The 13,846-nt window shown below is 49.0% G+C and carries 12 protein-coding genes; 8 read left to right on the top strand and 4 right to left on the bottom strand.

The window, feature by feature from the left end:
* Window positions 1–5: 5 nt before the first annotated feature.
* Window positions 6–935 carry a protein translocase subunit SecF gene (gene secF / locus ACSYSY_RS04640; RefSeq protein ID WP_491708129.1) on the bottom strand — a complete coding sequence of 310 codons (930 nt, stop codon included), beginning with the start codon at window positions 933–935 and terminating at the stop codon, window positions 6–8.
* Window positions 936–940: 5 nt separating this feature from the next.
* A complete protein-coding gene (secD, locus tag ACSYSY_RS04635; RefSeq protein WP_491708219.1) occupies window positions 941–2,476 on the bottom strand; it encodes a protein translocase subunit SecD in 1,536 nt (511 codons plus the stop codon).
* A gap of 152 nt (window positions 2,477–2,628) precedes the next feature.
* Between secD and ACSYSY_RS04630 the strand changes: the two genes are divergently transcribed.
* On the top strand, window positions 2,629–3,615 hold the full coding sequence (locus ACSYSY_RS04630) for a Gfo/Idh/MocA family protein (RefSeq protein WP_491708128.1): 987 nt from the start codon (window positions 2,629–2,631) through the stop codon (window positions 3,613–3,615).
* Here ACSYSY_RS04630 and ACSYSY_RS04625 read toward each other — a convergent pair.
* Complete coding sequence (locus tag ACSYSY_RS04625; protein ID WP_491708127.1) at window positions 3,610–5,415, bottom strand: ABC-F family ATP-binding cassette domain-containing protein; 1,806 nt, start codon at window positions 5,413–5,415, stop codon at window positions 3,610–3,612. The genes ACSYSY_RS04630 and ACSYSY_RS04625 overlap by 6 nt on opposite strands.
* Before the next feature lie 167 nt (window positions 5,416–5,582).
* On the opposite strand from ACSYSY_RS04625, the gene cydD reads away from it, so the two are divergent.
* From cydD to recQ, 4 genes are all read left to right on the top strand, one after another.
* Window positions 5,583–7,271 (top strand): thiol reductant ABC exporter subunit CydD, encoded by a 1,689-nt coding sequence (gene cydD, locus ACSYSY_RS04620; RefSeq protein ID WP_491708126.1) that lies wholly within the window; start codon window positions 5,583–5,585, stop codon window positions 7,269–7,271.
* Window positions 7,268–8,908 (top strand): thiol reductant ABC exporter subunit CydC, encoded by a 1,641-nt coding sequence (gene cydC / locus ACSYSY_RS04615; protein ID WP_491708125.1) that lies wholly within the window; start codon window positions 7,268–7,270, stop codon window positions 8,906–8,908. Before cydD ends, cydC begins: the two co-directional genes overlap by 4 nt.
* Window positions 8,909–8,983: 75 nt before the next feature.
* Window positions 8,984–9,397: an OmpA family protein gene (locus ACSYSY_RS04610; RefSeq protein ID WP_491708124.1), complete on the top strand. Its 414-nt coding sequence runs from the start codon at window positions 8,984–8,986 to the stop codon at window positions 9,395–9,397.
* Window positions 9,398–9,406: 9 nt separating this feature from the next.
* Window positions 9,407–11,254 (top strand): DNA helicase RecQ, encoded by a 1,848-nt coding sequence (gene recQ / locus ACSYSY_RS04605; protein ID WP_491708218.1) that lies wholly within the window; start codon window positions 9,407–9,409, stop codon window positions 11,252–11,254.
* Here the strand turns inward: recQ and ACSYSY_RS04600 are convergent.
* On the bottom strand, window positions 11,251–11,757 hold the full coding sequence (locus tag ACSYSY_RS04600) for a copper chaperone PCu(A)C domain-containing protein (RefSeq protein WP_491708123.1): 507 nt from the start codon (window positions 11,755–11,757) through the stop codon (window positions 11,251–11,253). The two genes, recQ and ACSYSY_RS04600, sit on opposite strands and share 4 nt — an antisense overlap.
* A 159-nt stretch (window positions 11,758–11,916) precedes the next feature.
* Here ACSYSY_RS04600 and nrdR point away from each other — a divergent pair, with 159 nt between their 5' ends.
* From nrdR to thiL, 3 genes are read left to right on the top strand one after another with little or no spacing between them, the layout of a single operon-like run.
* Window positions 11,917–12,405: a transcriptional regulator NrdR gene (gene nrdR / locus ACSYSY_RS04595; protein WP_491708122.1), complete on the top strand. Its 489-nt coding sequence runs from the start codon at window positions 11,917–11,919 to the stop codon at window positions 12,403–12,405.
* Window positions 12,402–12,893, top strand: coding sequence for a transcription antitermination factor NusB (gene nusB, locus ACSYSY_RS04590; RefSeq protein ID WP_491708121.1), 492 nt, complete (start codon window positions 12,402–12,404; stop codon window positions 12,891–12,893). Before nrdR ends, nusB begins: the two co-directional genes overlap by 4 nt.
* The gene (gene thiL, locus ACSYSY_RS04585) at window positions 12,890–13,834 is read left to right on the top strand and encodes a thiamine-phosphate kinase (RefSeq protein ID WP_491708120.1); all 945 of its coding nucleotides are present in this window, start codon (window positions 12,890–12,892) and stop codon (window positions 13,832–13,834) included. Before nusB ends, thiL begins: the two co-directional genes overlap by 4 nt.
* Window positions 13,835–13,846 lie beyond the last annotated feature (12 nt).

Raw genomic sequence — 13,846 nt, 5'->3', positions numbered from 1 at the left:
GAGTTTTATTTCCGGCCTCTGAGATGCTCAAGAAGGAGCAGGAGCGGGGCGGCAATAAAGATCGAGGAAGACGTCCCGACAACGATACCGAAGAGCATGACGGTTGCAAAACCTGTAAGGGTGCTGCCACCGAACAAAGCCAATGGAAGGGCCGCCAGGAAGACCGTCATGGAAGTGCCCAGAGTACGGTTTAATGTCTCATTGATTGAGAGATTAAGAAGGTCCTTAAAGGGCATCGTCCTGTATTTGCGCATATTTTCACGTATGCGGTCATAGACAACGACTTTGTCATTGGTTGAATAACCCAGAATGGTCAGAAGTGCTGCAACCATGACAAGGTCAAATTCAATGCGGGTTAATGCCAGAAAGCCGATTGTCTTTGTCAAATCCAGAACAAGGGTGATAACGGCACTGATTGCAAATTCTTTTTCAAAGCGGATCCAGATATAGACCAGAATCATGGCCAGACTGAAGAACAAGGCCAGCATACCGTTCCTGAATAATTCGGAAGAGACAGACGCTCCCACAGCATCAGCGCGTTGAATCTGCACGTTTGGCACAGCGCTGACGAGTGTTGTTTTTACACGGTCAACGAGAGCCTGGGTTTGTTTTTCTTCCCCATTTCCCTTTCCACGAGGCAGGTTAATGGCAATGCGAATATCGTTGGGAGAGCCAAAACTCTGCACAGAAGCAGCGTCGATTTTTGCTTTTTCAAGCACTTCCCGGATATGGGCGGGGTCCTGCTGGGCAGGGGCATGTGTTTCGACAATAATGCCGCCCCTGAAATCGAGCCCGAGATTTAACCCGGGCGTGAAAAAAAGAATTACAGAAGCGATGGAAAGAACGGCTGATACGATAAGGCCAGCATACCGGCCACGCATGAAGTCAATCTTCCGATCATCACGGACGAACCGAAAAAGAGGGCGAGAAAGCATATGATTTAGACCGGCAATTCTTTGGGGCGGGTATGAGCATACCATCTGATGATGAGTAAGCGCGAGAAAACAAGCGTGGTAAATAAGGTTGTGACAATACCAATTGTGATTGTAAGGGCAAAGTTCTTAACCGCACCACTTCCAAACACGAACAACATGACGTGGGCCAGAAAAGCCGTGGCATTACTGTCAATAATGGTCCCTGTCGCGCGTTCAAAACCGACCTGCAAAGCCTGCAGGGGTGCGCGCCCGCGCTTTACTTCCTCACGAATACGCTCATTGATGAGGATATTGGCATCAACAGCCATACCGAGTGTGAGAAGGATACCGGCCATACCAGGCAGGGTCAGGGTTGCCTGAAACAGAGAAAGGATTGCCAGCATAAGAACGAGGTTGGCCAGAAGAGCCCAGTCTGCGTAAAGACCGAAACGCCCGTAAAAGAGCAGCATAAAAATCACAACGAGAACAAAGCCGACAGCAAGGCTGATCATGCCGGAGTGAATCGAGGCCACGCCGAGGCTTGGGCCAATTGTGCGCTGCTCAATAACGCTCAAGGGAGCAGGAAGAGCGCCTGCACGCAGCAAAAGAGCCAGGTCAGAAGCCGTTCTGGCTGTAAAATTGCCCGTAATCTCGCCGGATCCGGCAGTGATGGGGCCATTGATAACGGGGTCAGTAATGATCTTGCCGTCCAGAACGATGGCAAAAGGTTTTCCGACATTGGCTGTGGTAATACGAGCAAAATCCTCAGCACCTTTATTATCGAACTTCAGGCTGACAGCCCATTTGCCTTCACTCATGGTAGCAGCGGCATCAGCAAGGTTGGCACCATCAACCTCGATCTGATCCATGACGGCAAGCTGACCATTTCCATCCGGTGTCGGCAACATGGTAGCGCCGGGATAAGGCTGAGTGGGGTTGGGTGCCAGCAAATGGAATGTCATTCTGGCCGTTGTGCCGAGGAGCGTCTTGATGCGTTCAGGGTCACTGATGCCTGGGAGCTCCAGAACGATGCGGTCATCTCCCTCGCGGGCAATACTGGGGTCAAGGGCGCCAGTGCTGTCTATGCGGCGGCGCACAATTTCGATCGACCTTGTAACAGCTTCTCTGGCACGTTGGCGAACGGCTTCAGGCTGAAGTGTCAGGGTTAAACGGCGATCTTTTTCCCCGGTTGTGAATTCATCTGGAACGGCCTGAGGGATGGCTTCAAGAACCTTGCGCGCTGCGTCACGTTCACTTTCAGCACGGGGCAGGAAGCTGACACTATTGGTCGCATCATCACGTTTGATACCGATAAAACCCAGATGCGCAGCAATCAAACCCTGACGGATCTGTCCTTCCAATGACTGGAGCCGGTCATGTTTCAGCGTATCCGTATCAAGCTGGAGGAGAAGATAAGACCCCCCTTTAAGGTCAAGGCCAAGGTGAACCTGATGCCAGGGGAGGGCAGAAAAGGGCTTTTTGATAAAATTGGGCAGGCACAGCAAAATGCCGATCATGCAAATACCCACAACACCCAGCATTTTCAGGCGACTATAATACATCATAAAAGGATGAATAACCTTAAGGGTTCCAGAAAATTTCGAGGACGAAAATGCCCTCTCCTGATTTAATATGCAAGGCCCTGCTGCATATTAGCCTTACTTCTTTCATTTGAAGAATGTTTTAATCATGAAAAACAGAGTAAAGAGATCCTATGAAAAAGGATAAAACACTCAAGGTCGGTATTGTGGGAGCAGGTCATTTTGGCCGGTTCCATGCTCTGAAGTCATTGCAAAATCACCGTGAAACACTGGTAGGTGTTTACGATATTTCAGAGCAGTCGTGCCGGAAACTGGCCTCTGAGGCAAAATGCTTTCTATTTCCCTCTTATGAAGCCTTATTGGACTCTGTTGACGCTGTTATTATTGCCACGCCTGCTGAAACGCATTTTGAGCTGGCTCAACAGGCTTTAAAGGCTGAGAAACATCTGCTGATCGAAAAGCCAATTTCATCGACGCTGGCAGAAGCCTTTATCCTTCAAAAAATTGCCCGGGAAAAAAAGGTGGTCGTTCAGATAGGCCATCTTCTGCGTTATTCTGCTGAATATGAGGCTATTACGCAGCGTATTAAAAAACCTCTTTATATTGAGGCGACACGTCTGGCTCCTTTTAAAATACGGGGGACGGACGTATCGGTTGTGCTGGACCTTATGATCCATGATCTGGATTTTATTCTTTCCCTTATCGATAGTCCGATCCTGACGATCGACGCTTTAGGGGCAGCTGTTTCCAGCCATTTCGAAGATATTGCCAATGCACGGGTCCGGTTTGAAAATGGAAGTGTGGCAACGATTACGGCAAGTCGTATTTCACTCAAGACTGAACGGAAAATGCGCCTTTTCTCTCAGGAAGGCTATCTTTCTGCGGACTTTATGGCTCGTCACCTGACGTATCTGAACAAGGAAAAAGGCCTTCCTCTACCGGGAAGTGGGGGCTATCGACGCGACGTGGTCAGTTGGAATGATCATGATAATCTGGCCGCAGAACATGCCGCTTTTGCTGCGTCCTGTCTGGATGGTGTGCCTGTCCTTGTTGATATACAGGCGGGGATTCGGGCACTTGATGCTGCCTTGAGAGTGACGGAAAACATCCATCACTCCTATGATCTGATGGCTCAGGCAGGATTATTGAATCGCCTATGAGTTTTCCTGCCGTGCTTCGAGTTCCAGCCAGCGTTCTTCAGCCTCGGTCAGCTCTGTTTCCTTCTGTGTCAGGAGGACCGTTATTTTTTCAAACTTTACGGGGTCCCGTTTATAAAGATCAGGATCGGCGAGGGCGCGGCGGCAGACTTTTATGTCTGCTTCCAGAGACGTCATTTTTTCAGGCAATGTCTCAAGCTCACGCTGTTCTTTATAACTCAGTCTGGAAGAAGAGGGCGCGGCTGCTTTTTTTCCATTATTGGACGTTTCTGCCTGCCGGGCCTCTTTTTTCTGAGCTTTTTCTTTCTGTTCCGCTACGCCGCGCTGAGCGAGCATATCGGAATATCCCCCTGCGTAATTGATCCAGAGACCGTCCCCTTCAGGGACCAGAACGGAGCTGGCCAGGCGGTCAATAAAATCGCGGTCATGGCTGACGAGGAGGATTGTCCCTTTATAGTCGCTGAGCATTTCCTGAAGAAGGTCAAGCGTTTCCAGATCGAGGTCATTGGTTGGCTCATCAAGCACCAGAAGGTTGGAGGGGCGTGCCAACGCACAGGCCAGAGCCAGGCGCCCTCTCTCTCCTCCTGAAAGGTGGCTGACAGGCGTTTTTGCCTGTTCGGGTCGAAAGAGAAATTCTTTCATATAACCAATAACATGGCGTTTTTCCTCGCCAATCTGAACCATTTCCCCATGGCCGCCTGTAAGAATATCGGCAACAGAGCGATCCCCTTCCAGAACACTTCTCTGCTGGTCAAGTGAGACAGCCTGAAGAGAGGGGCTGAGAGTGACACTGCCCTTTTGGGGAATAAGTTTTCCTGTCAGAACTTTAAGCAAGGTGGTCTTGCCAGTGCCATTGGCGCCGCATAATCCCAGGCAGTCACCTTTGAGAATTTTAAGTGTCAGATCCCTGATGACAGGGCGCTCACTATAGGCCCAGGAGATATCTTCAGCGGAAATAACAATTTTGCTGGTATTGTCAGCCTGCTGTGCGGAAAGTTTGAGTGTCCCCTGTCTTTGTGCGTTTATTTCGCGACGTTGTTCGCGGAGCTGGGCCAGTTCTGCAACGCGTCTGACATTGCGTTTCCGCCTTGCTGTAACGCCATAACGCATCCAGTCTTCTTCACGGGCGATCTGACGGGATAATTTATGAGCCTCCAGTTCAGCCAGCTCCATCTGCTGATCGCGCCAATCTTCAAATTGTGAGAAATTTGCGTCCAGTCGTGAGGTTTTTCCCTGATTGAGCCAGATGACGGACTGGCAAAGCGTCTCAAGAAAACGCCTGTCATGGCTGATGACAATCAGGGCGGTATCAGAGGACAATAATTCGCGCTCAAGCCACATGATACAGGGGAGATCAAGATGGTTTGTCGGTTCATCAAGCAGCAATAGATCAGGATTATGCACCAGTGCCTGAGCAAGAGCACATCGCCGTGCTTCTCCACCGGAAAGCGTGGCACAGCTTTCCTCTCCACTAAGTCCAAGCTCTGAGAGAAATGACCGGGCTTTGTAGTGGTCTTCTAAAGGAAGATCATCAGTTACAGCGTCAAAAGTCGTTTTCCAACGGCTGAAATCTGGCTCCTGAGGGAGGTAACGCACTTTAAGCCCCGGCTGAAGAAAGCGTTTGCCGTTATCTGGGACGATCTCTCCAGCTGCTATACGGAGCAGGGTGGATTTGCCGCTTCCATTGCGCCCGACGAGGCAAAGACGCTGTCCGGCTTCAATGGCGAGATTGGCCTCTTCCAGCAGGGGACGGCCACCAAGAGTATAGGATATGTTCTGTAAATTAAGGATAGGAGCTGACATAGGCAGAGATGTGAACGATTTATAAGGTAAAATTCAAGCCTTAATAGCAATTTTTTCGTTCCATGGCTGTTTCTGAAAACCAGCGTAAGGCAAGCCCGGAAAGATTTTTATGATAGAGAACAAATTCACTCTGTTTATCCTTCGTTAGAGCTTTTATATGGTGGGTCATGGTCGCTGATAAAAAACAATTAAAGCTCTGGGTTCGCCATCAGAACAAGCTTCATAAAACAGCTGTTAATCTGCTGGTGATTCTGGGATTTCTGAACGTCATTCTTGGCTGTCTGCAAGCCTGGTTTCTGGCGCATGCGCTGGCTTGTATCCTCGATTCCAGCATGTCGGGTTTTCTGTCCTTTACGCTCTGGTTTCTATTGATCTGCCTTCTGCGTATCGGGTTGGGAATTCTTCAGGAGATGACGGCCTCCTCAGCGGGTCAGAAGGCCCGGGAGCGGCTGAGGCGCATGGTTTTAGGGCAGGTATTTTCAGCCGGGCCGGCGCTTTTGCGTAGCACACATAGCGCCCGGATTGCTTCTTTACTGGTCGATCATATTGAATCACTGGAGGGGTATTTTGCCCGCTGGCTGCCTTTTTCCAAATTATGGGCTCCTGCTCAGTGGTTTGTTGTTCTGGTTCTTTATTGGCAAAATCATAAAGCTGGTCTCATTCTCGGGGCCTGTTGCCTTGTTCTGCCTGTGTTCCAGGCTGTTTTCGGAATTGCGACGGGTAGAGCGTCCCGCAAACAATTTCTGGCATTCAGCCGCCTGCAAGGCCGTTTCCTTGATCGGTTGAGAGGGCTTTCCACAATTGTCATGGCTGGCCGTACTGAGCAGGAAGCCCAGTCTTTAAAAGATTCATCTGACGAGCTGCGGCGCAAAACCATGAAAGTCCTGCGCATAGCCTTTCTGACATCTGCTTCGACAGATCTGGTCATGATTATGGCTCTGGTCGGAATTGTCATTACTGAAAGCCATTCTCTCCTGCATCATGGGAGTTTTGGGCAGGTATCGAGTGCCCTGTTTGCTCTCCTGATTGTGCCGGAGGCGTTCGCTCCTTTCCGGGCTTTTTCCATGGCCTATCAGGATCGGGCCAAAATAACAGAAACAGCCGAAAATGTTCTGTCTCTGCCTTCACGAGACGAACAATCAGTGCCAGAGACGAATCAGGCAGATCTTTCGGGGCCGATTACGTTGACATTCGATCATGTCAGCTACCGATGGTCTGAAAAGCGTGAGTGGGCTTTGGATAATATCAGCTTCACGGTAGCTCCTGACGAGATTTTATTACTTACAGGCCTTTCCGGCGCTGGTAAGTCAACGTTGCTCGAGCTTGTGCTTGGCTTTATCAAGCCTGAAAAAGGCCATATCTATTTCAACAGGCAGGATAGTGCACAGCTGCCATCTTCAGTCCTTGCAGACTCAATCAGTTATCTGGGGCAAAAACCACTTTTGTTTTATGGCACATTGAAAGAAAATATTCTTTTTGCGCGGCCTGATGCGTCAGAAGCAGAAGTGCAGATGGCTCTGAAATCTGCCCAGGCAGAGCAATTTGTCGCCCAGCTACCCTCAGGATTGGACACAGTCATTGGTGAGGGAGGCTATGGTCTGTCCGGTGGACAAATACAGCGTATCGCCATTGCACGCGCTTATCTCAGGAAATCGCCTATCATTCTGATGGATGAACCAACGGCACATCTGGATAAAGACACTGAGAAAGAGGTCATTGCGGCCTTAAAATCTCTGCTTAAAAATAAAACGGTCATTATCGCTACTCATTCAGAAGAATTTGACATGCTGGAAGATGCAAAATCCCTGCATTTATCGGGTCATCATAAGGTGAGTGAAGAAGAGGTGCTTCCATGAAATCACTTCTGGTTATCATCTCTTTATGGCGCCCTCATTGGTTCAGGCTTTTACTGGGGTGTGTGCTTGCAAGTCTTGCCTTCGGGGCTTCACTGCTTTTAATGGGGCAGGCAGGTTCGAGGCTGACAGGGGCTGTATTGGGTGTAGGGGCAGGATTTTATCTTTTGCGCCTGGCGGGGCTTTCAAGGCTTGTTTTGCGTTATTGCGAGCGATATGTCACGCATGATGCACTCTTTCGGGCTCTGGCTGATGTGCGTGTCTGGTTTTTCCGTAAATTGGCCCGTTCTTCCGCATTAGGCATAGGACGTAAACGCTCTGGCGATCTGTTTTCTCGGTTGATGGCAGATATTCAAAGCCTGGATAATCTTTATATCAGGATTATTGTTCCTCTGCTCATCGCCTTTATGGCGCTGCCTTTTCTTTTTCTGATCTGTGTCAGGGAAAGTGCCGTCTTTGCCCTCCTGATCACAGCGCTTCTGGCCTGTATGGTCATCGGTGTTCCCTTACTGACGGGGTACTATGCCTACCGAATGGGGCCCCATTTATTAAAAGCACGTTCGTCTCTTTATTCCGCCTCTCTCGATATTGCGACAGGCTTGAGGGAGGCACGCCTCTTTCAGGCTGAAGAGCGAATGGCAAATCTTTTGTTTGTGAAAGAGCAGACCTTATATAAAGAGCAGCATCGTCAGGAAATACAGATAAGCCTCTGCCGGGGGCTGGCTGGTTTGCTGTCGCGCATCGGTGTTTTGCTGACCCTGCTTTTTGCTGGCGGTTATTATTTTCATCATCCTGATAGTGTAAGAGCGATAACACTCTTCTTCGTCGTCATGACGATTTTTGATCAGTTTATGGATCTGCCTGGCGCCGGTTTTCTGGCCGGGCAGGCTCTGCATGCGGCAAAGAGAGTTACAGAACTCCCGGAAAGCAGGGAGCAAATCGCTGATCATGGTGGCATCCCGGCACCGGCCGCCTATGACTTGATGGCCAGAAACATCACGTTTGGCTGGGAAGAAAATCGTCCTCTTCTGGAAAATACCAGTTTTACCTTGAAAGAGGGGGAACGCCTTATCCTTCTGGGCTCTTCAGGAAGCGGAAAATCCAGCCTGACGACGCTCCTTATGGGGCTGACCAGACCATGGGCGGGGGAGATCACTTTAGGAAATATTCCTGTTTCCGACATTGATTCCGATTCCCTTCGGCAGAAGATCGGTTGGCTTTCCCAATCGAGCCATCTTTTTGATGATACAATCCGTAATAATCTTCTGCTGGGCGGAAAAGACGTCCCTGATCAGGAGCTCTGGGCTGCGCTGGAAAAGGCTCAGCTGGCCGATTTTGTCAGATCCCTGCCAGACGGGCTGGATAGCTGGGTAGGCGAAAATGGTTCTACATTATCAGGCGGCCAGGGACGGCGCCTCGCTCTGGCGCGGGTTCTTATGAGAAAAGCCTCAATTCTTATTCTTGATGAGCCGACCGAGGGACTGGATCGTGAGACACAAAAAGAGTTCGTCAGAACCTTGAATCATCTTGATCGCCGGATCTCAATTCTGCTCATTACGCACAGAATGACCGGGCTTGAAAAAGCAGACCGTATTTTAAAACTGGAAGATAAAACTCTGAAGTTATATCCTCTTTCCTGACAGGCTCTTTAGAAGATTGGTCCTTGTTATCCTGACAGGCAGCTTGAAAGAGAATTCAACTTAAGGGAGGCGAGAATGTCTCATCGGTTTGACAGGTTGCGTAGAGGTTTTTTGAGATCAGCTTTTCCGCTGGCAGTGGCCGCCCTTCTGGCAGGGTGTGCGACGGCCTCGGCAAGGAATAGTTATGTTGTATTTTTCCAGCATGATTCTGTTAAACTTGATAAAGCCGGACAGGCTGTTGTGAAGCAAGCTGCTCATGCAGCACGTAAAAAACATGCTCGTCATATTTACGTCATGGGGTCAGCTGAAAAAGCGGGCGATCCGGCCGCTTTAAGGGAACTGGCCACAACCAGGGCTTTAGCTGTCGTAGAACTTCTGGAAATTGATGGCATTGATCCACGCCTTATTTCCAAAGATAAAATCCCCATTAAGGATGTTGATGATTCAGCTGTGGCCTATCGTCGTGTGTCGATCAAGATAGCCAGATAACACTATAAAATCGAAGGTCTTTTTCTGTTGTCTGATCATGGTCATGAATTAGTCTCTCCAGCAGAGATATTGAAAAACGTTTTTGGTTTTGATCATTTCAGAGGGTTGCAGGAAGAGGCTGTAAATGCGCTGATGCAGGGGGAGGATGTTCTTCTGCTCATGCCCACTGGGGGCGGAAAAAGCCTTTGCTATCAAGTTCCGGCTTTATGCCGGGATGGGATGGGCCTGGTCATTTCCCCCCTGATTGCCCTGATGGAAGATCAGGTCGCTGGTTTAAAGCAGGTCGGTGTGAGGGCCGCGGCCCTCCATTCAGAATTGACGTATGATGAACGTCTTACCTTATGGAATCAGTTGCGGCGTTCTGAAATTGATATCCTCTTTATATCGCCCGAAGGCCTTCTTTCGTCTTCAATATTGGACTTTCTGAAAAAAATTCCTCTCTCACTGATTGCGATTGATGAAGCGCATTGCGTTTCAGCCTGGGGGCATGATTTCAGGCCTGAATATCGTGAATTATCGGTGCTTGCGACGCATTTCCCTGCGGTCCCACGGATTGCCTTGACAGCAACGGCTGATGAACGGACGCGTCTGGATATTCTCGATGTGCTGAATATGTCGGATGCCCTGGTGCTGACAGCCAGTTTTCACCGTCCGAACCTTTATATCCAGGTTCAGCCGAAATATTCGGAAACAAGGCAGCTGATTGCCGTTCTTGAGACCAAATTCAAGGAAGGGGCTGCGATTATCTATTGTGGCAGCCGAAAAAGGACCGAACGGATTGCAACGTCACTGACAGCGAAAGGATATACCGCACTCCCTTTTCATGCCGGCCTGTCAAGTTTGGAAAAAAAAGCCTTACTGACACGCTTTCGTTCAGGTGAGCCTCTTATCATTGTCGCAACGATTGCTTTCGGGATGGGGATTGACAGGCCCGATGTCCGTCTGGTCGTCCACCTGGATATGCCTCATTCCCCTGAGGCATATTATCAGCAAATTGGCCGGGCAGGGCGTGACGGGGATAATGCTCACACACTCCTTTTATATGGAGGGGATGATATCGGGCGCGCCCGTTACTGGCTTGAGCAATCAAGTGCTCCTGATAGCGAACGCCATATTATGCGTTCGCGCCTTGAGAAAATGATCGCTCTGACAGAAACAGCTCATTGCCGGACCAAAACAATTCTCTCCTGTTTCGGTGAAGAAATGCCTGGTTCCTGTGGGCATTGCGATAATTGCACTTACCCTGTCTCGACATTTGACGGGCTTGAAGCCGCGCAGAAAGTCATGTCAGCGATTTATCGCTCGGGTGAGCGTTTTGGTGCGGTTATGATTGCGAATATCCTGCGTGGACAGACAAATGAACTGATCACGCGTTATCAGTTGGATAAATTATCGGTCTTTGGTGTCGGAAAAGGAAAGAGTGAACTCTGGTGGCGGATGATTATTCGCCAATTGATCGCCAAGGGAGCGGTCAAGCTGGGCAATGACCATGGTGGTCTGGCTCTGGACAGGGAAAGAGCGCGTCCTCTTTTGCGCGGGGAAGAAGAAATAGCGTTTAAAGAGGATTTAACGCTGTCAGAAACCATCAGGCGTTCTGTAAATTCCGGAGCTGTTGAAACAGATCTTACGGATTATGAGCAGAAACTGTTTCTTTCTTTAAAAAACTGGCGTCGGGAAGAGGCGCGCAGTCAGGATATTCCGCCTTACCTTATTTTTCATGACGCAGTGCTCCGTGATATCGCCCGCATGAAGCCTGACACTCTGTCCGAGCTTGAAATCATCAAAGGTGTCGGAAAGAGCAAACTTAAACGATACGGGGATGCCGTTCTGGAACTTATGGAAAATCCTGAGGGTTAGGGCGCGTTGTTACTTTCCTCAGACTGGAGTGTGAAGCTCGTCGTAACTTTTATATCGCCCCGGAAATAAAAGGTAAAAGGTGCGGTCGTCTGGCCGGGCTGCAGGGTTTTCAAGCCATAACAGATAAGATGATATCCATCTGAAGGGAAAACCATGACGGCATTGTGCGGGATGGCAAGATGCTTGAAAATATTGTCCCCCCCTGTCTGGTTGGAGAGTTGCAGATCATCGCTATGGTTGGCTGTGACATGATCGCAGATAGGCGAGCTGACATTTTGTAAAAGCAGGTCCCGGGAGCTTTTATTTTCAATGATGAAAAGACCCTTTGCAATATCTGGATGACTTGCAATAGGAATTAACGCCCCTTTTTTTACGCTGATTTTTTTTGCTGGATCATTTGCTGTTCCCTGCGTTGGCGTATCAGCCAGGGCCTGTGAGGAAATCATGGCCAGAATTGCCAAAACCGGCAAAGAATAAGAGGAATTAAAAAAAGTTTTTTTCATAAAAGCCTCCTTAAAGGGGACAAATTTTACGTTTATTGTATCTTATATAACTATAATATTATCAGCTGTAAGGACATGTCCAATTTTTCCCCGATAGTACCATTGATTTTGTCAGGGAGAACGATCACAAAAGCTTATTGAGAATAGCTGGAATAAATTATGCATTGCCCTTTCTGCGGGAATCAGGAAACACAGGTCAAGGACAGCCGCCAATGTGAAGAAGGGGCGGCTATTCGGCGCAGGCGTGTCTGTTCCGACTGTGGCCAACGATTTACGACGATTGAACGGATCCAGCTCCGTGAATTGAGCGTTATCAAGGCTGATGGGCGCCGTTTTCCTTTTGATCGTGATAAATTGGCACGCTCAATCCGGATCGCATTGCGCAAGCGTCCTGTTGATGAAGTCAGGCAGGAACGGCTGGTAAATGAGCTGGTCAAGGTGATAGAATCTTCCGGGGCCTCAGAAATTTCATCACAATTCATAGGTAAGCTTGCCATGAACGCGCTCCGTCAGGTAGACAGCGTGGCTTATGTTCGTTTTGCCAGTGTTTATGAAGATTTCCGTGAGATTGAAGCTTTTTCAAAAATTCTGGCAGATATGACCTCTACGACCAACACGCTTAAAAAAACATCTCAGGAACCTTCATGAACGCGTCACCTAAAGGCCACTCTTCTTCACCACGTACACGTAACCGGACGATTTCCCGTGTGGCATCGGTGCAGGCTCTGTATCAATGTGAACATAATGAGAGTGGCGCAGAAAGCGTTCTGGATGAATTTGCCATATATCGTAAGGCAAATTCAGGGGAGGATTTTGCAGAAGGGAATATCCCGGGCGCGGATTTAAGGCTGATAAGACAGATCGTACGTAATGTGATGGCGAACCGTCGGGAAATTGATAGCGCTCTTGAGGCCTTATTACCTCCCACATGGCCATTAAGCCGCCTTGACCCTGTCCTGAGAGCCCTTTTGCGTGCGGCAATCTCAGAGTTGCAGCAAGGAACTCCAAAAGAGATCATTATCAATGAATATCTGGATGTTGCCCATGGCTTTTTCTCAGGTGATGAACCGAAAATGGTGAATGGTGTTCTTGATAGTTTTAAAGTGAATGAAGAAGACACTGATCATAATTTATGAGTGAATTTGATTTCATTAATCGTTATTTCCGGCCCTTGGCCGGAGAAGGGGCGTTCGAATTAAGAAATGATGGGGCCGTTCTTTCGGTTCCGGCTGGAGATGAGCTTGTCATTTCCAGCGATACTATGGTTGAAAACCGTCATTTCCTGCCTTTTGATCCTCCGGAAACGGTTGCGCAGAAACTTCTCCGCTGCAATCTTTCAGATCTTGCAGCGATGGGAGCAGAGCCGGCTGGATATACACTCAACGTCAGTGTGCCACTTGACCATCATTACGATGAAAACTGGTTTAAGGCTTTTTCACAAGGTCTGGCAAAAGACCAGAAGACATACAGATTATCATTACTTGGCGGCGATACGACGGGGATAGAAGGCCCCCTTGTTTTGAGTCTGACAATATTTGGGCGCGTAAGACGTGGGAAGTCATTACGTCGTGATCAGGCTCGACCGGGTGATAGCGTATGGGTTACTGGCACAATCGGCGCTGCTGCTTTAGGCCTCTATGCACGGTTAGGAAAACTGGAAGACCCTACAGGGGCCCTGACACAGGCTTATTTACTACCCCAACCCTGTATGGGGCTGCCTCTTTACGGTGTTGTCAGTGCTGCAATGGATATCTCTGATGGCGTTATGCAGGATGCCAATCACATTGCTGAAGAATCCGGCGTTCATATCACCTTGCATACGCCCCTCCTGCCTCATTGTGAAGCGGCCTGCCAGGTTCCATCGCAATGGGAAGAAATACGACTTATGGGAGGAGATGATTATCAGCTCCTGATGACATGCCCACCGGAAAATGAGTCGCTTTTGAAAAAGATCTGCCAGGAAAAAAACGTAAAAATTACCCGGATAGGGGAAGTGTCAGCCGGTAGTTCCATTGAAATGCTCGATGAGCAGGGGCAGCCTGTTTTCTTTGAAAAACTGGGTTGGCAACATTTCTGATGACTCAGAAGG

The organism is Aristophania sp. ESL1100, from assembly GCF_058511235.1.
The sequence above is the reverse complement of the archived record's forward strand: the minus strand, read 5'-3'. Positions and strand labels throughout refer to the sequence as shown.

Coding starts and splice junctions, on each gene's coding strand:
- secF (WP_491708129.1), bottom strand. CDS start 935: ATGCTTTCTCGCCCTCTTTTTCGGTTCGTCCGTGATGATCGGAAGATT.
- secD (WP_491708219.1), bottom strand. CDS start 2,476: ATGTATTATAGTCGCCTGAAAATGCTGGGTGTTGTGGGTATTTGCATG.
- ACSYSY_RS04630 (WP_491708128.1), top strand. CDS start 2,629: ATGAAAAAGGATAAAACACTCAAGGTCGGTATTGTGGGAGCAGGTCAT.
- ACSYSY_RS04625 (WP_491708127.1), bottom strand. CDS start 5,415: ATGTCAGCTCCTATCCTTAATTTACAGAACATATCCTATACTCTTGGT.
- cydD (WP_491708126.1), top strand. CDS start 5,583: ATGGTCGCTGATAAAAAACAATTAAAGCTCTGGGTTCGCCATCAGAAC.
- cydC (WP_491708125.1), top strand. CDS start 7,268: ATGAAATCACTTCTGGTTATCATCTCTTTATGGCGCCCTCATTGGTTC.
- ACSYSY_RS04610 (WP_491708124.1), top strand. CDS start 8,984: ATGTCTCATCGGTTTGACAGGTTGCGTAGAGGTTTTTTGAGATCAGCT.
- ACSYSY_RS04600 (WP_491708123.1), bottom strand. CDS start 11,757: ATGAAAAAAACTTTTTTTAATTCCTCTTATTCTTTGCCGGTTTTGGCA.
- nrdR (WP_491708122.1), top strand. CDS start 11,917: ATGCATTGCCCTTTCTGCGGGAATCAGGAAACACAGGTCAAGGACAGC.
- nusB (WP_491708121.1), top strand. CDS start 12,402: ATGAACGCGTCACCTAAAGGCCACTCTTCTTCACCACGTACACGTAAC.
- thiL (WP_491708120.1), top strand. CDS start 12,890: ATGAGTGAATTTGATTTCATTAATCGTTATTTCCGGCCCTTGGCCGGA.